Source organism: Hoyosella levis, assembly GCF_026008515.1.
GTDB lineage: Bacteria > Actinomycetota > Actinomycetes > Mycobacteriales > Mycobacteriaceae > Lolliginicoccus > Lolliginicoccus levis.
Genome location: NZ_BQYM01000004.1, coordinates 28,708 through 49,076, shown reverse-complemented (window position 1 = coordinate 49,076; position 20,369 = coordinate 28,708). Strand labels below are relative to the sequence as shown.

The window sequence follows — 20,369 nt, the reverse complement described above, 5'->3', positions numbered from 1 at the left end:
ACTTGATGAGGGAGCCAGAAATGTCGTCACGCAAGATCCAGAAGGTATGCATCGTCGGTGCATCGGGGAAGCTCGGCAAGTACATGGTCCGGCACGCTCTTGAGCGGGGCTACGAGGTCGTAGGGGTATGCCGCGAGCAGAGCGTGGGCAAGCTCGACGAGTTTGCTGGCCGCATCACCGTCATCCCGGGCCGCACCGATGACCGCGACGTGATCCAGCGGGCTGTCGCCGGATGCGATGGTGTTCTTGTCGTGCTGGTTCCGTGGGGCGTGCGCGACTACGCGAGCGGCACCGCCCAAGCCGTGCTCGACCACGCCGAGCCGGGCGCGCGCCTGGTGTTCTCCTGCGGCTGGCACATCACCCGCGATGGCAAGGATGTGTACTCACGCAAGTTCCGGGCCATGGTGGCGGCAGTAACCGTCCTCGCGCGGCTCGCCAGGCTTGTTGATGTGCGCGACCAGGTGGAAGCCTGCGACCGGATCTTCGCCAGCGGCACGCTATGGACAGTGGTGCGCGGCAGCGACCTCGAGGAGGGCGAGAGCCAGGGGCTGCCAGCATGGAGCCGTCACGTGGGTGATCCCATTCTTGCCAGCAACATCACCAGGCGCATCGACTTCGCCCTGTTCATGGTGGAGGCGCTCGCTGATGACTCGTTGATCCACGAGGCTCCGGCGATCGTGGGTTGCCGCACGGAATCCGCGCTCGCTCACGCGGTGGCCCGCTAGCTCGCGCTGGCAGTCAGGTCGGCCCACCCTCGCTGGCAGTGGGGTCGCTGAATCCGCCTCCCCCCGAGATCTGCTAGCTAATGTCACGCGACACGCCGCGACACGGGACCGCGAGCGAGACATTAGCTAGCAGATCTTGTTCGAGCCATCTGGCAGGGCGCGCGCCGAGCCTGCCACGCCCAAGAAAAAGGGGGCCTGGGGTGCCGCGCCGCTCCGGGTTGGGGGTCGGAGCGAGGGTTGACGCGGCACCCCAGGCTGCTCAGGGGCCTGCTCGGAGGCAGGCTGCTCAGTGGTGGAAGGCGAGCGCTATTCGGCGTTCTCGAACATCGCGGCCATGCGCTTGTGGAGCTCCTCCTCGCTGACATCCTCGATGTGCGTGGAGATGTGCCAGACGTGGCCGAACGGGTCGGTGATCACGCCGACGCGCTCGCCGTAGAACTCATCGCGGAGGGGCATCTGCAACGTGGATCCCTGTGCGACCGCCTTCTCGACGACGGCATCGACGTCCTCGACGCTCAGGGCGATCGTCACGGGAGAGCCGCCGAGCGCGATGGGGCCGAGGTTGCCCCAGTCCGGGTTCTCGTCGGCCACCATGATCTTTCCGTTGCCGATCGCCAGCTCCGCGTGCCCCACGGATCCGTCGGGCATGGCCAGGCGGAGCTCCTCGGTAGCGCCGAGCACTTCCTTGTAGAAGGTGATCGCGGCGTCGGCGCCCTTGACGGTCAGGTAGGGGGTGACGTCGGGGGAGTTGCTGCTCATGATGGATCCTCTCGGTGATGCGTGCGCGGGTCGCTGCGGGGCCGCCTCGACCAGATCTCGAACAAACGTTCGAACAAGTGGAACTTTATTCCATCCGGGTCACTGTGGCAAGGGACACACTGCGGAGTTCTTCCACTCACGAGTATTGACCCGTCCGGGCCTGGAAACTCATCGCTCGCCCTCACCGCACGATCGGTTTCACGATGCCGTCACGGACGTGTTCACCCGCATTCATCCGCTGTTGGCGCGAGTCGATCACGATCACCCGGGTGACCTCCACGACCGAACGCGTGCTGCCCGCGACCGGCCAGCGCGGCATCCGGGGGCGGCCGTGGCGCGACTACTTGCTCTTCCTCGCCCTCGCCGGGCCCAACCTGCTGCTGCTCGCCCTGTTCACCTACCGGCCGCTGCTCGACAACCTGCGCTTGTCGTTGTTCGACTGGAACCTGGCCTCGCCGGACCTGGAGTTCGTCGGGCTCGACAACTACCGCGAGTGGTTCACCCGTGGTGATTCGTGGACGATCGTGCAGAACACCGTGCTCTTCACCGTGCTCGCGGTGGGCGGGTGCATGGTCCTCGGGCTCGCGCTCGCCCTGCTGCTCGACCAGCAGCTCAAGGGTCGCAACCTCGTGCGTGGCGCGATCTTCGCTCCGTTCGTGGTGTCGGGGGCGGCGATCGGCATCGCGTTCCAGTTCGTGTTCGACCCCAGCTTCGGGCTCGTCCAGGACCTGATCCGGCGCGTCAACCTGCTGCTCGGCCAGGTCGGGTTGCCCGCGATCCCGGCGCCCGACTTCTACCAGGAGCCGCGCTGGGCGCTGGTGATGATCACGGTGACCTTCATCTGGAAGTACCTGGGCTATAGCTTCGTCATCTACCTCGCGGCGCTGCAGGGGGTGCGCCAGGATCTCCTCGAGGCCGCCGCGATCGACGGGGCAAGCGCCTGGACAACCTTCCGGCGTGTGCTCATGCCCCAGTTGCGGCCCACCACGTACTTCCTGTCGATCACCGTGCTGCTCTCCACGCTGCAGGTCTTCGACATCATTTATGTGATGACGAGGGGCGGGCCGCTGGGCAATGGCACCACGACGATGGTCTTCCAGGTGTACCAGGAGACGTTCGTGAACTTCCGGGCCGGCTACGGGGCCACCGTCGCGACCCTGCTCTTCCTCGCGCTGCTGATCGTCACCGTCATCCAGGTGCGCATGATGGACCGAGGGGAGGCCCGATGACCACGCTCGCGCTCGTCCCCCAGGATTACGGTTCGCATGCCCGGCGGCGACGCATGATCCGCCTCGCTGGCTACACCGCGATGATCGCCGCGCTCGCCATCATCGTGCTGCCGCTGCTGTGGATCGCGCTCACCTCGTTCAAGACGGGCGGCGAGGTCTACACCCAGCCCGTGACATGGTGGCCCAGCAGCGTTTACCTCGACAACTACACCGACGCGACCAGTCTCATCCCGTTCTGGACGTTCCTGCGCAACTCCTTGCTCATCACCACGGTCCTCGGCACGCTCAAGTTCGCCCTCGGCATCCTCACCGCGTATGCGCTGGTGTTCCTGCGCTTCCCCGGCAAGACGCTGGTGTTCGTCACGGTCATCGCGGCATTGATGGTGCCCAACCAGATCACCGTCATCTCCAACTACGCGCTCGTGGCCGAGATGGGCTGGCGCAATACGTTCCAGGGCATCATCATCCCGCTGGCCGGGGTGGCGTTCGGAACGTTCCTGATGCGCAACCACTTCCTGTCCATCCCCGCGGAGATCATCGAGGCCGCCCGCATGGACGGCGCGGGCCACGCCATGCTGCTGTGGCGGGTGATCCTGCCGGCCTCCCGGCCCACGATGGTGGCGTTCGCGCTCATCACCCTCGTTAACGAATGGAACGAGTACCTGTGGCCGTTCCTCATCGCCGACGACTATCGTGTGGCACCGATCCCGGTCGGCCTGATGTTCCTCCAGAACAACGAGGGGCTGACCAACTGGGGGCCCGTCATGGCGGGCACCATCCTCGCGGCCATCCCCATCCTCATCGTCTTCATCATCCTGCAGAAGCAGATGATCAAGGGCCTCACCTCGGGCGCAGTCAAGGGCTGACCCCACCGTCGAAGGAGCACACCACATGACCGGATCCCATCCCCTCAACAGGCGGGCCTTCCTCGGCTACACCGGGATCGCCGCCGCGAGCCTCGCCGTCAGCGCCTGCGCTGGCGGGGGCAGCGGCAGGTCCAGCAGCGACCCGAGCACCATCCAGTTCTGGTCCAACCATCCCGGCACCTCGCGCGACACCGAGCTCGAGCTGATCCGTCGCTTCGAGGCCGCCAACCCCGGGCTGACCGTGCAACTCGTCTCCTCGGGCCGCAACTACGAGGAGGTGGCGCAGAAGTTCAACGCCTCCCTCGCCGGCGGTGACCTGCCCGATGTGGTGGTGCTCTCGGACGTGTGGTGGTTCAACTACGCGCTCAACAAGACCATCGAGCCGCTCGACGGGCTCTTCGACGACCTCGACGTCGACACCGGCAGCTATGTCCCGGCACTGCTCGCCGACTACGCCTTCGATGGCAACCGGTGGGCGGTTCCCTATGCCCGCTCCACCCCGCTGTTCTACTACAACCGGGACGCGTGGCAGGAGGCAGGGCTGCCCGACCGTGGCCCCCGCACCTGGAACGAGATGGCCGAATGGGCCCCCGAGCTGGTGTCCGCCTCCGGCGACCGGCCCGCCCACTCCTGGGCCAATGGCGCCGAGTACCTTGCCTGGTACTACCAGGGAGTCAACTGGACCTTCGACGGGCGCTACTCCGACGAATGGACCGTCACCATCGCTGACGAGCAAGCCATCGAGGCCGCCGAATGGTTCCGCGGCACCATCCACGATGGCGGCTGGGCCAACATCACCCCCGACAACGCCAACGACTTCGGTGCCGGGCTGTGCGCCTCCACCCTCGCCTCCACCGGCAGCCTCGCCCAGATCCAGGCCGCCGCGAGCTTCGAGGTCGGCACCGCCTTCCTGCCCCGCACCGAGGGCCGCGACTCCTGCCCCACCGGCGGTGCCGGGCTCGCCATTCCCGCCGGGATCCCGGACGAGCGCAAGCGCAACGCCATGCGGTTCATCGAGTTCATCACCAACCCGGAGAACACCGGCTACTTCTCCCAGAACGTCGGCTACATGCCGGTGCGCACCAACGCCTCGGAGATCGGGGAGTTCCGCGAGTACCTCGACGCCAACCCGAACGCGCGCACGGCCGTCGAGCAACTGCCGCTGACCTCCCCGCAGGACAACGCCCGCGTCTTCGTTCCCGGCTCAGACCAGTTCATCAACGGCGGGCTCGAGCGCATCGGCCTGCGCAACGAGAACCCCGCCGATGTGCTGCCCGGAGTGCGGGACCAGCTCCAGGGCATCATCGACCGGCAGATCGCCCCCAAGCTCCCCAACTGACCATTCCCCTCGCCCCGGGGCGCGGCACACCCCTCTCCGCGCCCCGGGCATCCCGCTTATGGAGGTCCAGGCCCATGGCCGGAATCCGCTTCGACGGTGTCACCCACCGCTACCCGGGCAGCACCACGGCCGCGGTGGACGCGCTCGACCTCACCATCGACGACGGCGAGTTCCTTGTCCTCGTCGGGCCTTCCGGCTGCGGGAAATCCACCACCCTGCGCATGCTCGCCGGCCTCGAGCCCATCGAGTCCGGCCGCGTCCACATCGGTGACCGTGACGTCACCGGCCTTCCGCCCCGCCAGCGCGATGTCGCCATGGTTTTCCAGAACTACGCGCTCTACCCCAGCATGACCGTCGCGGAGAACATGGGTTTCGCGCTCCGCAACGCCGGAGTGCCGCGCGCCGAGCGGGACAGCAAGGTGCGCGAGGCCGCCGCCATGCTCGACCTCCAGGGCTTGCTCGACCGCAAGCCCGGCAAGCTCTCCGGCGGCCAGCGCCAGCGCGTCGCCATGGGTCGCGCCATCGTCCGCCACCCCAAGGTGTTCTGCATGGACGAGCCGCTGTCCAACCTCGATGCCAAGCTGCGCGTCAGCACCCGCTCCCAGATCGCGGCACTGCAGCGCCGGCTCGGCGTCACCACCGTCTACGTCACCCACGACCAGGTCGAGGCCATGACCATGGGTGACCGTGTAGCCGTCCTCGATCACGGCATCCTCCAGCAGGTGGACACGCCCCGCGTCCTCTACGACGATCCGGCGAACACCTTCGTTGCCTCCTTCATCGGCTCGCCCGCGATGAACCTCCTCCCTGCCCGGGTGGAGAAGGGGCGGGCCGTTGCCGGGGGCATCCGCGTGCCCGTGCCACGCGCCGTGCTCGCGGCGGCATCGGCGCCAGGCGCTATCACGCTCGGGGTGCGGCCCGAGGACCTCGCCCTGGTGCCCGAGGACCAATCCCTCGCCCTGCAGGTCACCCTCCACGAGGAGCTCGGCTCCGAAGGCTTCGTCCACGGCCGCCCCGAGCAGCCGGGGGAGTGGGAATCGGTGTCCGGCGAGATCGTCGTGCGGGTCGAGGCCCGCACCGGCGTCACCGTGGGCGAGGCGCTGCGGGTGCGGCCCCGGCCCGGCACCGTCCTGTTCTTCGACACCGCGACCGGGCAGCGGCTCCGCGGATAGGATCCCCGGTTCCGCCGACCGTTGACCGCCCCGCTGCGCCACAATGGAAGCATGACCGGCACCACGACTCACACCAATGACCCAGCGCTCATCCATCAGGTCCTGACGACACCCGCGACCTGGGCGGTCGTGGGGCTCTCCACGCATACCGGGCGCACCGCGCATGGTGTGTCCCGCTGGATGAAGGAAAAACTCGGGCAGCGCATCGTGCCCGTGCACCCCCTCGCCGAGAAGGTGTTCGGCGAGGACGGCTACGCCAGCCTCTCGGACATCCCCGACGGGGAGCGCATCGACGTCGTCGATTGCTTCGTCAACTCCCAGCGGGTGGGCGCCATCGTCGATGAGGCAATCGCCAATGCCCAGCGGCTCGGCATCACCACGCTCTGGCTGCAGCTCGGGGTGATCGACAACGACGCGGCCCGGCGCGCCAAGGATGCCGGGCTCGGCGTCATCATGGACACCTGTCCCAAGATCGAGTACCCGCGGCTGTAGGGGGCTGGCCTCGGCTGCGGCGGCCCTGGCTGCGGCCTCGGCTGCGGCGGCCCGGGAGTGGAAGGTTTTCCCGCTTGAGCAAGGTTTTCTTTCCACTCCCGGATCGTCGACCGCCCCGGGTCGGCCGACGGCCCCGACTGCTAGCCGCCCGCGGTCAGTTGGTGCCGAGCTCCTCGCGCCAGCCCGCTTCCTTCTGGATGTACTCGTTGTCGGAGTAATCCTCGAAGTCGCTCTCATCGCTGACGCGCCGGACCTCGAGCTTGGTCCCTGCGCCGAGGGGGCAGCGGCGCGCCCATTCCGCGGCCTCCTCCTTCGAGGAGACCTGGATGATCCAGAAACCGTTGAACAGCTCGTGCGTCTCCCCGTACGGCCCGTCGGTGACGATCGGCTCCTCGGCCGAGAAATCCACCACGAACCCTTCCTCGGGGCCCGCGAGGCCCTCGCCCGCGAGCAGCACGCCTGCCTTCATCATCGACTCGTTGTAGGCACCCATCGCATTGATGATCTCCTCGAACGGCACATCCTTCGAGGCTTCGATGGCAGCGTCGGTCACGCGCATGATCAGCATGTACTTCATCGGTCTTCCCTCTCGTCCAGGAGCACCCCCGTGGTGCCTCCTACTATGACGTCGAACGGGGCCCGCGCGGATCGACATGGAGCGGAAAAAGAAAGATCCCCTCCCGGATATCGTCCGGGAGGGGATCTCGAAGTGCGCCATCAGGGACTCGAACCCCGAACCCGCTGATTAAGAGTCAGCTGCTCTGCCAATTGAGCTAATGGCGCGTGCTTTCGTTGCGGGAAAGACATTAACAGGTTTGCCGCTCGATCGGAAATCCGCTGGTAGGGAGGGTGTGCTCGATCCACTTCGAGGGCTGAGGAGCGCTGCGCGCGCGTGGGGCCTGGGGTCGCGCGGTCCACTTCTGCAGGGGAGCGCTCCGGGCATTTGGTGACGTGTTGTTGCGTGGGCCACCCCGGGGTGAAAACAGATGAGCAGTCCCGCATACTTGCCTGATGATGGGCTGATGTACGCGTGCCCGGCGGCATGGGCCCGGAGCACCGGGAGGTGAGGTTCGCATGACACTAGTACACGATCCACAACGAGCTTGGCGTTCGAGCGTGGCTGCGGTCGCTCTGGCAGCAGCACTGTCCCTGATATCCGCCTGCACGATCCCGACGAGCTCGAGCACCGCGCCCGAGCCGCCGCCGCTCCCGGCCATCAGCGTCTCCGCGCCTGATGGCGCCGAAGGCGTTGCCCCGCTCGATCCCGTCACCCTCGCCGTGTCCGAGGGATCCCTCGACTCCGTGGAGCTCCTCAATCCCGAGGGCGAGCCCGTGGAGGCCGAGATCGCTCCCGATGGCACGTCCTGGACCACCACGGAAGTGCTCGGCTATGGGCGCACCTACACGCTCGCGGCCATAGCGACGGGCCCGGGCGGCGCGTCCGAGCTGAACAGCACCTTCACTACAGTTGTGCCCAACAACCTGACCATGCCGTATCTCATGCCATGGGATGGCGCGGTCGTTGGCATCGGGCAGCCCGTCGCGGTGCAGTTCGATGAGCCGATCCCGGATCGCGCACGCGCGCAGGAACTGATCACCGTGACCACGGATCCACCCGTGGAAGGTGCCTTCTACTGGGTGAACAATCGCGAGGTGCGGTGGCGCCCGGAGAACTACTGGGAACCCGGCACCCGCATCACCGTCGATGCCAATGTCTACGGCCACGACCTCGGCAACGGCCTGTACGGCGAGTCGGACAAGCATGCCGAGTTCACCATCGGTGATTCCGTGATCGCCGTGGCCGACGACTACACCAAGACCATCACGGTCTCGGTGAACGGCACCGTGGTCCGAACGATGCCCACCTCGTTCGGCAAGGCCTCCGCGCCGACTCCGAACGGCACCTACATCATCGCGGAGCGACACCGCGAGATCGTGATGGACTCCTCCACCTATGGGGTGCCCGTGAGCTCATCCGACGGCTACCGCACCGATGTCGAATGGGCCACCCGCATGTCCTACAGCGGCATCTTCGTGCACTCGGCGCCGTGGTCCATCGCCGACCAGGGCCGGCGCAACGTCAGCCACGGCTGCCTGAACGTGAGCCCGGCCAACGCGCAATGGTTCTACAACAACACCAAGCCCGGTGACATCGCCGTCGTGCGCAATACCGTCGGCGGGACCCTCAATGGGCTCGACGGGCTCGGTGACTGGAACATCCCGTGGTCGCAGTGGAAGGCCGGCAACGCCGAGGCGTGACGGGGGATTGGCGTCCTAGCGCGGCCGCTACGATCCGCAGGTGCCGGGCCGGTCCTCCGAGCGTGTGATCGGCACGTCCACGGAGAACGGGCGGCCCACGTCCGGGGTGAACTCGATCGGCCCGTCCACCGAGCAGGGCGCGGTGCTCCCTTGCAGTCCCACGACCTGGTAGCAGGTGGTCGCGAGGGTGAGCTGGAGCGTGCCGTCCTCGGCTGCGGTGCCGGTGGCGAGCGGGATCTGCGAGCCGCATCGCGCGAGGACGAGGCCGAGCCCGCCAATTGGCTCGTCGCTCGCGGAGTCGGTGAGCCGCAGCGTGCCGTTGACCGAGGCCTCGCCGGAGCGGGCGGGACCTTGCGCGAAGTCGAGGCGCAGCAGGCCGGTCTCGCCCTCGTTCTCGATGGACCCGGGGAAGGGGCCTTCCTCGAGCGGGTAGTAGCTAGCGGGCACGGAGGCGAAGCGGACCGAGAAGCAGCCAGGGTCGAGATCGGTGACGGTGGCGGTGCCCGCATTGTTGCTGCGCACGGTTAGCAGCTCGCGCCCCTCGGGCTGCTCGTCGCCCTCGGGGCAAGGCTCGACGCGATCCACCGCGTAGGAGACGTCGGGGATCTTTGTGCCGGCGAGTGTCTCGGACACGATGACGATGCTTCCCTCGCCGTTCTGCCCGGCCGAGGCAGTCGTGCCGCCAGAGGTTCCGTTGTCGGTGCCTGAATCGCTGGAGGCCGGTTCGCCGGAGGTGCTGCTGGTGGTCACCGGGGCGCTCGTGGTCTCGGCCCTAGTGCTGGTACCGGGCGCCGATGTGGCGGAGGTCCGATCGGCGGGGAGCATGCCAGGGGTGGCGTCATCAGTGCATGCCGGGACGAGCAGCACAGTGGTGGCGGCCAGCACGGCAAGGCCGCGAGCGGGCGTCGCGCCGAGCGAGCGGTAGTGGGAGGCGAGGCGTCGCATGAGGTGGCCTTCCAGGTCGTGTCGAGGTAGCACACGGGAGCGGCGCGGGCCGCCCATATGACAATACCTGGGACATTGGCAGGCACGACGAAGGCCCGGCACCTAGAGGTACCGGGCCTTCGTGGAGGGTGAGCGACGGGGCTCGAACCCGCGACATCTGGGATCACAACCCAGTGCTCTACCAGCTGAGCTACGCCCACCATTACCAAACGTGCACGGCAATCACCGCGCTGTCGGCTCCCCGATACTATCGCGTAGGGGGCTGGTTTGCCGAATCGGCAGGTCGATCAACCTTTTTGCCCGCAGCGAGGTCCTTGGCGATGCGGTTGGCCTCGCTGCTCGACGGCCCCGGCTGGGGGACGAACGCGGTGTGCCGGTAGTAGTCGAGCTCGAGGATCGATTCCTTGATGTCAGCGAGCGCGCGGTGCGCGAGGCCCTTCTGCGGCTGGCCCCGGTAGATGCGCGGATACCAGCGACGGCACAGTTCCTTGATGGAGCTGACGTCGATCATCCGGTAGTGCAGGTGCGCGTCGAGCTCGGGCATGTCGCGGGCGATGAACCCACGATCGGTGGCGATGGTGTTCCCGGCGAGCGGCGCGGTGCGCGGGGTGGGCACGTGCTCGCGGATGTAGTCGAGGACCATCTTCTCGGCCTCGGCGACGGTGATCGTGGAGGCCCGCACCTCGTCCGTGAGCCCGGAATTGCGATGCATCTCGGTCACGACGGGGACCATGTTGTCGAGGGCCTCGTCATCGGCATGGATGACGATGTCCACCCCCTCCCCGAGGACGTTGAGGTCCTTGTCGGTGACCAGGGCAGCGATCTCGATCAGCTTGTCGCCGCCGAGCTCGAGGCCGGTCATCTCGCAATCAATCCACACGAGTCGTTCCTGCACGTCATTCACGCCTCCCAGCATGCCAGGTCACGCGGGCATGGTGGGAAACCCGGCCGAGGATGGCGGTTCGGGGTGGTGGCCCTGGTCGGTCGTTCGGGAGCAAAGCACAGGGCCAGGCTCCCGGTGGTGGGGGAGGCCTGGCCCTGCGGCAAAGCTGCAGTGCTGCGGTCGGGGGCTACTCGGATGCCGTCTCGGTGGGATCGGGCAGTTCCCGGGGAACGACCTTGCCGGTGGCGTTGCGGGGCAGCTCCTCGAGGAACATGACATCGCGGGGCACGCTGAACCTCGCGAGCCTGTCCTTGACCTCTGCCTTGACGCTGTCGACGGTGAGGGCCTTGCCTGCCTCGGTGTCCTTGCGTACCAGGTAGGCGGCAAGGCGCTTGCCGAACTTCTCATCGTCCACGCCGACCACCGCGCACTCGAGCACGCCGTCCATCTCGCTGAGCACGTTCTCCACCTCGCGCGGGTAGACGTTCTCCCCGCCCGAGACGATCATGTCGTCGGAACGGCCGTCGATGAACAGCAGGCCATCGGCATTGAAGTGGCCGAGATCGCCGGTGGACATCAGCTTCTCGCTGACCTGCCGGTCGGCGCCATCACGGGTGTAGCCCTCGAAGATCATGCCGTTGCCGACGAACACGTTTCCGACGGTATCGGCGGGAACGTCGTTGCCGTCATCGTCGAGGATCTTCACGACGGTGCCCAGCGGTGCGCGGCCTGCGGTGGTGGGATGCTCCATCAACTCCTCGGGCGTGGCGATCGCCGCCCAGCTCACCTCGGTCGAGCCGTACAGGTTGTACAGCACTGGGCCGAGCTCCTCGAGGGTGCGCTTGACCAGCGCGGTCGGGATGGCCGAGCCGCTCGCGGCGACGACCCGCAGCGCGGAGAGATCCACGTCGCGCTGCTCGTCGGGCAGGTCGATGATGCGCTGCAGCATCGTCGGCACCAGGAACAACGATGCCGCCCCTGTCTCCGAGACGAGCCGGATCGTGTCGGCCGGATCGAACTTGCGCTGCATCACCAGCGTGGAGCGCAGCGCAAGGTTGATCTGCACCGTGGCGAAGCCCCAGGTGTGGAAGATCGGTGCGGCGATGAACGACTTCTCGCAGCTCGTCAGCGGGAACTTCGACAGCAGCGCGGACGCGGGCATCCAGCTGCGCGGCTCGGGCCGGCGCGCGCCCTTCGGCGTGCCCGTGGTGCCCGAGGTCAGCACGATCGTCTTGCCCCGGCGCGGCCGCGACGGAAGCTTCCCCTCGGCGCTGCCCGCTGCGGGCGCGTCGTTGATCAGGCGGGTCAGGGTGGTCCACCCCTCGCGCAGCACCGAATCGTCCGTGTCGACCCAGGACAGCGCGACCCGCGAGTCGTCGAAGTCCTCGGCGAGCAGCTCGACGAACTCCTCGTCGAGGAACAACCAGGCGAGCTTCTGCTCGGTGATGACGGCCTCGAGCTGCCCGGAGGAGGCACCCGTGTTCAGCATCACCAGGTCAGTGCCCAGCCGTGCGGACGCGCCGATCGCCTGCAGGAAGCCGCGGTGATTGCGCGCCAGGATGCCGATCCGGTCGCGCTCCTTGACCCCAGCGTCGTGCAGGCTGCGTGCCAGCGCGTCGGCGGCGTCGTTGAGCTCCTTGTAGGTGACCGTGCCCGCGTCGTCGATGACGGCTGGATGGTCGGGACCCCGGTGCGCCGCGAACGCGATCAGGCCACCGGGGGTGAAGTCGAACCGGAACCACGCTGCTGCGACCTTGCCCAGCTTGTCGGGCCGCATCGGTGCGACGATCCCGGCCTTGGTGATCGGCACCAGGCCCTTCACCAGGTCGAATGCTTCAGACATCGAAACCATGGATCAACCTCTCACTCTCCGCCGAGCTTCTTGTAGATGCCACCCACGATAGGGGCCATGACGCCGCGCGGCGTGTAGTTGCCCGCTGCGGACATTGCCTTGCTCAGCACGCCAGGAACGACGCGCATCTTGTTACGGAACAAGCCATCGATCGACAAGCGCGCCGTGTACCGCGCATCGATCCACAAGAAATCCGGTACGAGCCGATCCACCAGCGAGGCATCGTCCGGCTCGGGCGCGTCCAGCCGCACCGGGCCGGGCGCCAGGAGCGTCACATGGATGCCTCGTGGCTTCAGCTCGCCACGCAGCGACTCGGAGAACGAGTTCACGAACGCCTTCGATGCCGCGTACGTCGCATTGTTGGGGATGGGCATGTTGCCCGCTGCCGAGCCGGTCATCAGGATGCCGCCACCTCCGCGCTCGAGCATCCCGGGCAGCGCCGCGAGCGCGAGGTCATGCACCGACACCGCGTTGAGGTCCACGATGAACCGCTCGTAGTCCGCGTCCAGGCGCTCCAGGGGGCCAAACGTCGCGATGCCTGCGTTCAGGCATAGGACCGCGACGTCGCGCGCCGCGATCTCCTCCGCGAGCTTGCCCCGCTGGCCCCGGTCCGCGAGGTCCACGCCGCGCACGTCGACCTCCACGCCGTACCTCTCGCGCATGCCCGCAGCGAGCCCCTCGAGCACATCCACCCGGCGAGCAACAGTAACGAGGTTGTAGCCGCGCGATGCCAGGTCCTCCGCGAGAGCCATCCCGATACCGGATGACGCCCCCGTCACGACAGCACAATTATTCGCGGTGGGATGTGGAACAGCCATACCGGTGATCGTACTGTGCCTGCGCGCGCAGCGGCCGCCCGATGCCAGGAACCCGCGTGCCGTGGGGGCATTCCCGGATCAGGAGGGCCGCACCCGCAGGACGCGGTCACCCGACCTGTTCGACGTAGTGAGCAGCAGCGAGCCATCCGGCTGGGAATGCACGCTGCGGATGCGGCCCACGGCGCCATCGAGCTCCGGCGGCTTGCCCTCCGCCACCACCGAAAGCCCATCATCAGACAGCTTCAGGAAGCGCAGCTGCTGGCCGCGCAGCGCGCTGATCACCGCAGCGCCTTCCCACTCGCCCCACTGGGACCCTTGCAGGAACGCCATCCCGCCGGGAGCGATCGGGGGAGTTCCCGAGCTCCACACCGCCTCGATGGCGCCGGGCACTCGCACCGGATCAGTCATCGGCACTGATTCGTCGTAGAAGCCTGCCCGGTCCGGCCGCCAGCCGTAGTTTCCGCCCGCGACCAGGCGATTGACCTCGTCGTCCCGATCCGGGCCATGCTCCACGCTGTAGATCTCGCCCGAGACGGGGTGCCGGGCCAGGCCCTGCGGATTGCGGTGGCCCAGGGTGAATACCGGGCTCGTGGGGTCGGGGTTGCCCGCTGCGGGATCCCCGCTCGTCGTCACGTGCAGCACCTTGCCGCCGAGGACATCGGGATCCTGCGGATTCGTGCCCACCGCCGCATCGCCGGTCGCCACGTAGAGACTGCCGTCCTCAGCAACCAGCAGGCGGCATCCGCCATGCCTGCCCGTCACGGTGGGGAACCCGTCGATGACGGTGCCCGTGGGCGTGAGTTCCGACCAGTCCTCCGCAACAGTCCACGAGGTGACCCGGATATCGCGGGTATCGCCGTCATCGAATCCGTGACAGGCGTACAGGATGCGATTGGACGCGAAGCCGTCATCGAGCGCCAGGCCCATCAGTCCCGTCTCGCCCTGCGCCCACAAGTCCGACAGGTCCGCCGCCACCTCGCGCACCGTGCCGCCCGGCAGCCGGGCAACGAACCTGCCCGCGCGCTCGCCCGTCAGCAACGTCCCGTCCGGTGCCGTCACCACATCCCACGGCACGGACAGCCCATCGATCTCTGTCGAGACCGTCAATGCCGGGGTCTCCGCGAGGTCCTCCTCGCCCATCGACGGCGACATGCTGCCCGAGCCCAGCGCATCGAACGGCGACGAGCACGCCACCCCGATCGTCGCCAACGACGTGGCCATCACCGTCGAGCCAACAAATGCGGCACGAGCAATACGGGGCAGGGCAGGCATGGCAGCTCCTCCATCGGCGATACACTCGTCCCCGAACCTACGGGCATGGCTGCGCGCGAGGCCGCGCCTCAGGATTTCGTGACGAGACCGCTACGCGCGGAACGCATCACGGCTCGAGCATCACCTTGATCGCCGTCCGGCCATCCATGTCGGCATACGCGCCAGCGACATCATCGAGTGGCCGCACGGCATCAAACACCCGCCCCGGATCGATGATGCCGGACGTCACATCGGGCAGCAGGTCACGGATATAGTCCCGCACCGGGGCAACGCCTCCTGCGACCCGTAGGTTCTTCGAGAAGATCGCGCCGACCGGGAGCTCCGGGCCGCCCGCTGGCACGCCGACGAAGCCCAGGCTCCCACCCGGTCGCAGCGACGACAACGCCTGCGCCATCGATGCCTTCGTGCCGACGCATTCGAGCGCGCAATCCGCCCCCGAGCCGCCCAGCAGGTCCTTCACGCGGGCGACGCCTTCCTTGCCGCGCTCGGCCACGACATCGGTCGCTCCGAACTCCCGCGCGAGCTGCTGCCGGGACTCGTGCCGCGACATCGCAATGATCCGTTCCGCGCCGAGCCGCTTCGCCGCCAGCACCCCGCACAGCCCGACCGCGCCGTCGCCCACGACCACCACCGACGCGCCTGGCCGTACGTTTGCCATGAGCGCCGCGTGATGACCGGTGCCCATCACATCGGACAAGGTCAGCAGCGACGGCAGCATCGCATCATCCGGGTGATCGTCAAGCGCCACGAGCGTGCCATCGGCGAACGGGACGCGGATGTACTCCGACTGCGCCCCGCCGAGCTGCTCGCCCGCCCGGTTCAGGCCTCCCCAGAAGCCACCCTGCACGCAGGAGGTGAAGATTCCGTTCGCGCAGTGCTGGCAGGTGCCGTCGCTGTCGGTGAACGGGGAGATCACGAACGTGCCGGGCTTGATCGACGTCTCCGGCCCCGACTCCTCGACGACACCGATGAACTCATGCCCGATCGGATGTGGCTGATCGACCGGTTCCGTGCCGCGATAGGCCCACAGGTCCGAGCCGCACACGCACGTGCGCACGATCCGCACGATCGCATCCGTCGGCGCGGCTATCGATGGGTCCGCGACATTCTCGATCCGTACATCACCGGGGGCATGAATCAACGTGGAGCGCATGACCACACGCTAGCCCTCCCGCGCGGGGAGTGCTACGGCTTGGTGCTGTTGCTGGTCGGGCCGCTGCGCGGGAGTGCGAATCGCGTCAGCTTGCCGCCTGTGGCCTGTCGGTTTTCGCACTGGCGAGCGGGGCTCGGGGCGAGCACTGCGCGACCGAGAGGTGCAGGATACGATTCGCGGGGCGAGGCGGACTGCCGAGGAGGCGACCATGACCCATGAGCACCCCATCACCGACCCCGAGACGCTGCGTGGAATCCTCGGTGACGTGCATCCGCGCGCGGGCACCAAGGAACGCGCACGGCTCCACGAGCGCGATCGGCAATGGCTCGCGCTGTCGCCATTCTGCGTCATCTCCACCAGCGACGCGCAAGGCAACTGCGATGCCTCCCCCAAGGGCGACCCGCCCGGATTCGTGCATGTCCTCGACGATCGCACCATCGCCATCCCGGAGCGGCCCGGCAACAGGCGGGGCGACGGCTACTTCAACATCCTGGAGAACCCGCACATCGGGATCCTGTCGATCATCCCCGGCCGTACCGAGACACTCCGCATCAATGGACGCGCCCGCCTCGTGCGCGACGCCCCCTTCTTCGATGACCTGACCGTGCAGGGCAATCGCCCCATCCTCGCGATCATCGTCGACATCGACACGATCTTCCTGCATTGCGCCCGCGCGTTCCTCCGCTCGGGGCTATGGCAGCACGACACGTGGACACCCGAAGCGCTGCCATCGACAGCGCGCATCGTCAGCGAGGTGCAGCCCAGCGCTGGAGAAGCCTCGGAGATCGAGCGGGTCTACAGTCCTGAAACGATGCGCAACACCCTTTACTAGGGGTCCGCGAACACCCCGGTACGACGCGGCGAGTGTGCGAAAAACGACAGCTCACGGCACGAAACCAGTCGCTTTTCGCACACTCGGGGGGCGGGGCGGGCTGCCCCGAGCTCTGAGCCCCGAGACCCAGCGCCTAGCTCATGGCGAGCGGACGGTGCAGGTCGAGGTAGCGCACGTCGCCCATGAGGCGTCGTTCCTCGTCCATGGCGGCCTGCCACGATGCGGGCATCTGGAGGCGCTCATGCTCGCGTGCCTCGGCCTCGCTCGTGAAATAGACGGCCTCGATGTAGCCGTCATCGCCGTATCGTGCGAGCGTTCCGCCGATGACCTCGGGTCGCAGTTCGTGCATGCGCTGGCTTTCCTCGGCCTGGATGGCGCGCATGCGGTCGATGTCAGGGGAGTGTCCTTCCATGACCTGTACGAAGCCGGCCTTGCCGGAGGGGCCGCCGAGCCATTCGGTGACGTCGGGACAGTCCATGAAGGTGACCTCGCCGTCGAAGCATTTCTCGGCCTCGGACCACCACTTGCCTTGCTCGGGGCGCTCGCTGTTGCGGCGGGCCGACTCCTCGGAGTCGAACCTGACCATCGCGACGAAGGTGCCGTCGTCACTGGATCCGCAGGTGGCGCCGAGGTAGCCAGTCGCGCCGGGGCGGATGTCGCGGGTCCATTGGTCGAGGCAGTCGCGGAGGCGTTGCTCGTCGGCCACGTGGCCTTGGAATACTTGCATGTACATGGTGCTGAACTCCTCATGCGGTCTTGTGATCCGCGTTGAGTAGTCGTCGTGGTCGTCGCGCGGTAGCGACCGTGGGTGTCGGCCTTGCCGCCGCGACCACTGCACGTCCCATGTTTCGCCCCGATCGGTGGGAGCGCAAGACCCTGCGCGGACGAATCGGTAGCGCGCGTCGCGAGAGCGCAAGACCCTGGCGAGTGGAACATTTTCCGTCACCAGCGAGGAAAAGTTTCCACTGCCAGGGCCCGCTCCCAAAGCCGAGCCGCCAGAGGACCAGCCAGAGGACCAGCCAGAGGACCAGCCAGAGGACCTCTGCGTCAGAGCGCGGCGGCGAGCTCGGTGCCCTGCCTGATGGCGCGCTTGGCGTCGATCTCGGCGGCCACGTCCGCGCCGCCGATGATGTGCAGGCTCGTGCCGGCCTTGCGAAGCTCGGCCTCGAGGTCGCGGACGGATTCCTGCCCGGCGCACAGCACGACGGTGTCGACGTCGAGGACCTTCTTGTCCTTGCGCTCCTCGCCGAAGGAGATGTGCAAGCCGTCATCGTCGATGCGCTCGTAGTTCACGCCGGTGAGCTGGTTGACCTTCTTGCCCTTGATGGCGGCGAGGTGCACCCAGCCAGTGGTCTTGCCGAGTCCCTTGCCGATGCGGCTGTCCTTGCGCTGCAGCAGGTAGACATCGCGCGGGGAGGGGGAGGGGTTGCGCTTGGTGACGTAGCCGGGGTTGTCCTCGGTGTAGTCGATGCCCCATTCCTCCTTCCACTCCTCGAGGTCGAGGGCGGGGTGGGTGTCGTGGGTGAGGAACTCGGAGACGTCGACTCCGATGCCGCCGGCGCCGATGACGGCGACCTTCTTGCCGACGGGCTTCTGGGCCTTGACGGCCTCGGCGTAGGTGACGACCTTGGGGTGGTCGACGCCGGGGATGCCGGGGACGCGAGGGGTGACGCCGGTGGCGAGGATGACCTCGTCGAAGCCGGTCAGCTCGGCCGCCGTGACGCGGTGGTTCAGGTGGACCTGCACCTTCTTGACCTCGAGCTGCCGCTTGTAATAGCGGATGGTCTCGGAGAACTCCTCCTTGCCGGGGATCTCCTTGGCGATGGCGAACTGGCCACCGATCTCGGCGTCGGCCTCGAACAGCTCGACGTCATGGCCGCGGTCGGCGAGGTTGACGGCCGCGGAAAGACCAGCGGGGCCTGCTCCGACGACGGCGATCTTCTTGGCCCGCTTGGTGGGCAGCAGCACGAGCTCGGTCTCGCGCCCGGCACGCGGGTTGAGCAGGCAGGAGACCTTCTTGTTGACGAAGGCGTGGTCGAGGCAGGCCTGGTTGCAGGCGATGCAGGTGTTGATCTCGTCCTCGCGCTCCTCGGCGGCCTTGTTCACCCAGTCGGGGTCGGCGAGCATGGGGCGTGCCATGGAGATGAGCTGGGCGTCGCCGTTGGCGAGGATCTCCTCGGCCATCTCGGGCATGTTGATTCGGTTCGATGCGCACACGGGGATGCCGACGTACTTCTCGATCTTGGAGGTGACCTCGACGAACGCGCCGCGCGGCACGGAAGTAACGATGGTGGGGACGCGGGCCTCGTGCCAGCCGATGTCGGTGTTGATGATGTTGATGCCGGAGCTCTCGAGGTCCTTGGCGAGCGCGATGATCTCGTCGAACGTCTGGCCGTCCTCGACGAGGTCTGCCATGGAGAGCCGGAAGATGACGATGAAGTCGGTGCCCACGGCCTCGCGGATGGCCTGCGAGATCTCCACGGCGATGCGTCGCCGGTTCTCGGCGGAGCCGCCCCACTCGTCGGTGCGCTTGTTGGTGCGCTTGGCGAGGAACTGGTTGATGAAGTAGCCCTCGCCACCCATGATCTCCACGCCGTCGTAGCCAGCGTGCTTGGCGAGCTTGGCGCAGCGGGCGTAGTCGCGGATGGTCTTCTTGATCGCGATGGAGGGCAGCGCGATCGGCGTGAACGGGTTGATCGGCGACTTGATGCGGGAGGCGGAGCCGCTCAGCGGGTGGTAGCTGTAGCGGCCGCCGTGGAGGATCTGCAGCGCGATCTTGCCGCCTGCCTCGTGGACGGCCCCGGTGATCCGGCGGTGCTGCTTGGCTTCCTTCTTGGTGGTGAGCTTGCCCGCCAAGGGGTAGAGGCTGCCTTGCAGGTTGGGGGAGTATCCACCGGTGACGATCAGGGCGACGCCACCGCGGGCACGCTCGGCGAAGTACTCGGCGAGGGCCGGGATGTGCTTGGCGCGATCCTCGAGGCCCGTGTGCATCGAGCCCATGATGACGCGGTTCTTCAGCGTGGTGAAGCCGAGGTCGAGGGGCTCCATGAGGTGCGGATACGTGGGGTGTGCCATCTGTGGATCACTTTCTGTGTGGTGTCCGCCGGGCGGGCTGTGCCTGGCGGGGCGTGCGGGAACGAAAGTCAGGCGCTGGTCTGGCGCTAGGGGGTCAGGCGCTGGGGGCCTGGCGGCGAGGTGGACGCGGCGGGCGTGGCATCCAGGGCGGCGACCACCTCATCGCACCAGGAGAGGAAGGACTCGGCCTCGATGATTCCCGCGCGCAGCACGAGGTACTGGTGCAACGGGGTCCCGGTGAGTTCCTCGGGGCTTGCGTGACCGCTCCTGGCGAGGTCGCGAGCCTCGATGTCGCGGTAGGTGGCGAGGCGTTGCTCGGCGAGCGCGCGGTGGCGCTTGAACTCGAACGCGAGGGCGGAGGAGTCGCCGTAGGCGGCGCCGCGGAGCTTGACGGCGAGGATGCTGCGGAAGTTGGTGCTGTCGACGGGTTCGGCGATCCAGTCACGCAGCGCATCGAGGCCGGACTGGCTGGGCCGGTAGATGGTCTTGTCGGGGCGCCCCGTCTGGGGGACCTGCTCGCCGACCACCCATTCGGTCTCGGCCATGCGCTTGAGGGTGCGGTAGATCTGCTGGTGGCTGGCGGACCAGAAGTAGCCGATGGAGCGGTCGAATCGGCGCGCGAGCTCGTACCCGGAACCGGTGCGTTCCTGGAGGGAGATGAGGATGGCGTGCTCGAGCGACATGCACAGATAGTACCT

Annotated in this window: 19 protein-coding genes and 2 tRNA genes; 8 read left to right on the top strand and 13 right to left on the bottom strand. The window is 67.4% G+C overall.

Features of this window, described 5'->3' with window-relative positions:
* Positions 1–20: 20 nt before the first annotated feature.
* Positions 21–725, top strand: coding sequence for an NAD(P)-dependent oxidoreductase (locus QC765_RS05550; RefSeq protein ID WP_278313443.1), 705 nt, complete (start codon positions 21–23; stop codon positions 723–725).
* Between the two features lie 306 nt (positions 726–1,031).
* On the opposite strand, the gene QC765_RS05545 is transcribed toward QC765_RS05550, so the two are convergent.
* Complete coding sequence (locus QC765_RS05545) at positions 1,032–1,484, bottom strand: VOC family protein (protein WP_278313442.1); 453 nt, start codon at positions 1,482–1,484, stop codon at positions 1,032–1,034.
* Positions 1,485–1,753: 269 nt separating this feature from the next.
* Here QC765_RS05545 and QC765_RS05540 point away from each other — a divergent pair, with 269 nt between their 5' ends.
* The 5 genes from QC765_RS05540 to QC765_RS05520 all read left to right on the top strand — a co-directional run bounded on the left by QC765_RS05540 (position 1,754) and on the right by QC765_RS05520 (position 6,582).
* Positions 1,754–2,713 carry a carbohydrate ABC transporter permease gene (locus QC765_RS05540; RefSeq protein ID WP_278313441.1) on the top strand — a complete coding sequence of 320 codons (960 nt, stop codon included), beginning with the start codon at positions 1,754–1,756 and terminating at the stop codon, positions 2,711–2,713.
* Positions 2,710–3,579, top strand: coding sequence for a carbohydrate ABC transporter permease (locus QC765_RS05535; RefSeq protein WP_373876690.1), 870 nt, complete (start codon positions 2,710–2,712; stop codon positions 3,577–3,579). The genes QC765_RS05540 and QC765_RS05535 overlap by 4 nt, the downstream gene beginning before the upstream one ends.
* Before the next feature lie 25 nt (positions 3,580–3,604).
* Positions 3,605–4,918 (top strand): ABC transporter substrate-binding protein, encoded by a 1,314-nt coding sequence (locus QC765_RS05530; protein WP_278313440.1) that lies wholly within the window; start codon positions 3,605–3,607, stop codon positions 4,916–4,918.
* A gap of 74 nt (positions 4,919–4,992) precedes the next feature.
* Positions 4,993–6,090 (top strand): ABC transporter ATP-binding protein, encoded by a 1,098-nt coding sequence (locus QC765_RS05525; protein WP_278313439.1) that lies wholly within the window; start codon positions 4,993–4,995, stop codon positions 6,088–6,090.
* Positions 6,091–6,141: 51 nt separating this feature from the next.
* Positions 6,142–6,582, top strand: a complete 441-nt coding sequence (locus QC765_RS05520) for a CoA-binding protein (protein ID WP_278313438.1) — start codon at positions 6,142–6,144, stop codon at positions 6,580–6,582.
* 154 nt (positions 6,583–6,736) lie between these two features.
* Here QC765_RS05520 and QC765_RS05515 read toward each other — a convergent pair whose 3' ends face one another.
* Both QC765_RS05515 and QC765_RS05510 read right to left on the bottom strand, forming a co-directional pair.
* Positions 6,737–7,159: a YciI family protein gene (locus QC765_RS05515; RefSeq protein ID WP_278313437.1), complete on the bottom strand. Its 423-nt coding sequence runs from the start codon at positions 7,157–7,159 to the stop codon at positions 6,737–6,739.
* 133 nt (positions 7,160–7,292) lie between these two features.
* Positions 7,293–7,365: transfer RNA gene (locus tag QC765_RS05510), tRNA-Lys, on the bottom strand.
* Positions 7,366–7,656: 291 nt separating this feature from the next.
* Here QC765_RS05510 and QC765_RS05505 point away from each other — a divergent pair.
* The gene (locus tag QC765_RS05505; protein ID WP_278313436.1) at positions 7,657–8,841 is read left to right on the top strand and encodes a L,D-transpeptidase; all 1,185 of its coding nucleotides are present in this window, start codon (positions 7,657–7,659) and stop codon (positions 8,839–8,841) included.
* A gap of 27 nt (positions 8,842–8,868) precedes the next feature.
* Here the strand turns inward: QC765_RS05505 and QC765_RS05500 are convergent, their stop codons facing one another.
* From QC765_RS05500 to QC765_RS05470, 7 genes are all read right to left on the bottom strand, one after another.
* Positions 8,869–9,786, bottom strand: coding sequence for a hypothetical protein (locus QC765_RS05500; protein WP_278313435.1), 918 nt, complete (start codon positions 9,784–9,786; stop codon positions 8,869–8,871).
* Between the two features lie 126 nt (positions 9,787–9,912).
* A tRNA-His gene (locus QC765_RS05495) sits at positions 9,913–9,987 on the bottom strand.
* 46 nt (positions 9,988–10,033) lie between these two features.
* Complete coding sequence (orn, locus tag QC765_RS05490) at positions 10,034–10,681, bottom strand: oligoribonuclease (RefSeq protein ID WP_278313645.1); 648 nt, start codon at positions 10,679–10,681, stop codon at positions 10,034–10,036.
* 175 nt (positions 10,682–10,856) lie between these two features.
* The gene (locus tag QC765_RS05485; protein ID WP_278313434.1) at positions 10,857–12,512 is read right to left on the bottom strand and encodes an AMP-binding protein; all 1,656 of its coding nucleotides are present in this window, start codon (positions 12,510–12,512) and stop codon (positions 10,857–10,859) included.
* Positions 12,513–12,532: 20 nt separating this feature from the next.
* On the bottom strand, positions 12,533–13,339 hold the full coding sequence (gene cmrA, locus QC765_RS05480) for a mycolate reductase (RefSeq protein WP_278313433.1): 807 nt from the start codon (positions 13,337–13,339) through the stop codon (positions 12,533–12,535).
* Positions 13,340–13,417: 78 nt separating this feature from the next.
* The gene (locus tag QC765_RS05475; protein ID WP_278313432.1) at positions 13,418–14,611 is read right to left on the bottom strand and encodes a PQQ-dependent sugar dehydrogenase; all 1,194 of its coding nucleotides are present in this window, start codon (positions 14,609–14,611) and stop codon (positions 13,418–13,420) included.
* Positions 14,612–14,717: 106 nt separating this feature from the next.
* On the bottom strand, positions 14,718–15,764 hold the full coding sequence (locus tag QC765_RS05470) for a zinc-dependent alcohol dehydrogenase family protein (protein ID WP_278313431.1): 1,047 nt from the start codon (positions 15,762–15,764) through the stop codon (positions 14,718–14,720).
* Positions 15,765–15,972: 208 nt separating this feature from the next.
* Here QC765_RS05470 and QC765_RS05465 point away from each other — a divergent pair, with 208 nt between their 5' ends.
* Entirely contained in the window at positions 15,973–16,596 is a 624-nt protein-coding gene (locus QC765_RS05465; protein ID WP_278313430.1) for a pyridoxamine 5'-phosphate oxidase family protein, read from the top strand.
* Positions 16,597–16,729: 133 nt separating this feature from the next.
* Here the strand turns inward: QC765_RS05465 and QC765_RS05460 are convergent, their stop codons facing one another.
* The 3 genes from QC765_RS05460 to QC765_RS05450 form a co-directional block, all read right to left on the bottom strand.
* Positions 16,730–17,329: a hypothetical protein gene (locus QC765_RS05460; RefSeq protein WP_278313429.1), complete on the bottom strand. Its 600-nt coding sequence runs from the start codon at positions 17,327–17,329 to the stop codon at positions 16,730–16,732.
* Between the two features lie 314 nt (positions 17,330–17,643).
* A complete protein-coding gene (locus tag QC765_RS05455) occupies positions 17,644–19,671 on the bottom strand; it encodes an NADPH-dependent 2,4-dienoyl-CoA reductase (protein ID WP_278313428.1) in 2,028 nt (675 codons plus the stop codon).
* Positions 19,672–19,757: 86 nt separating this feature from the next.
* On the bottom strand, positions 19,758–20,354 hold the full coding sequence (locus QC765_RS05450; RefSeq protein WP_278313427.1) for a PadR family transcriptional regulator: 597 nt from the start codon (positions 20,352–20,354) through the stop codon (positions 19,758–19,760).
* Positions 20,355–20,369: the final 15 nt, after the last annotated feature.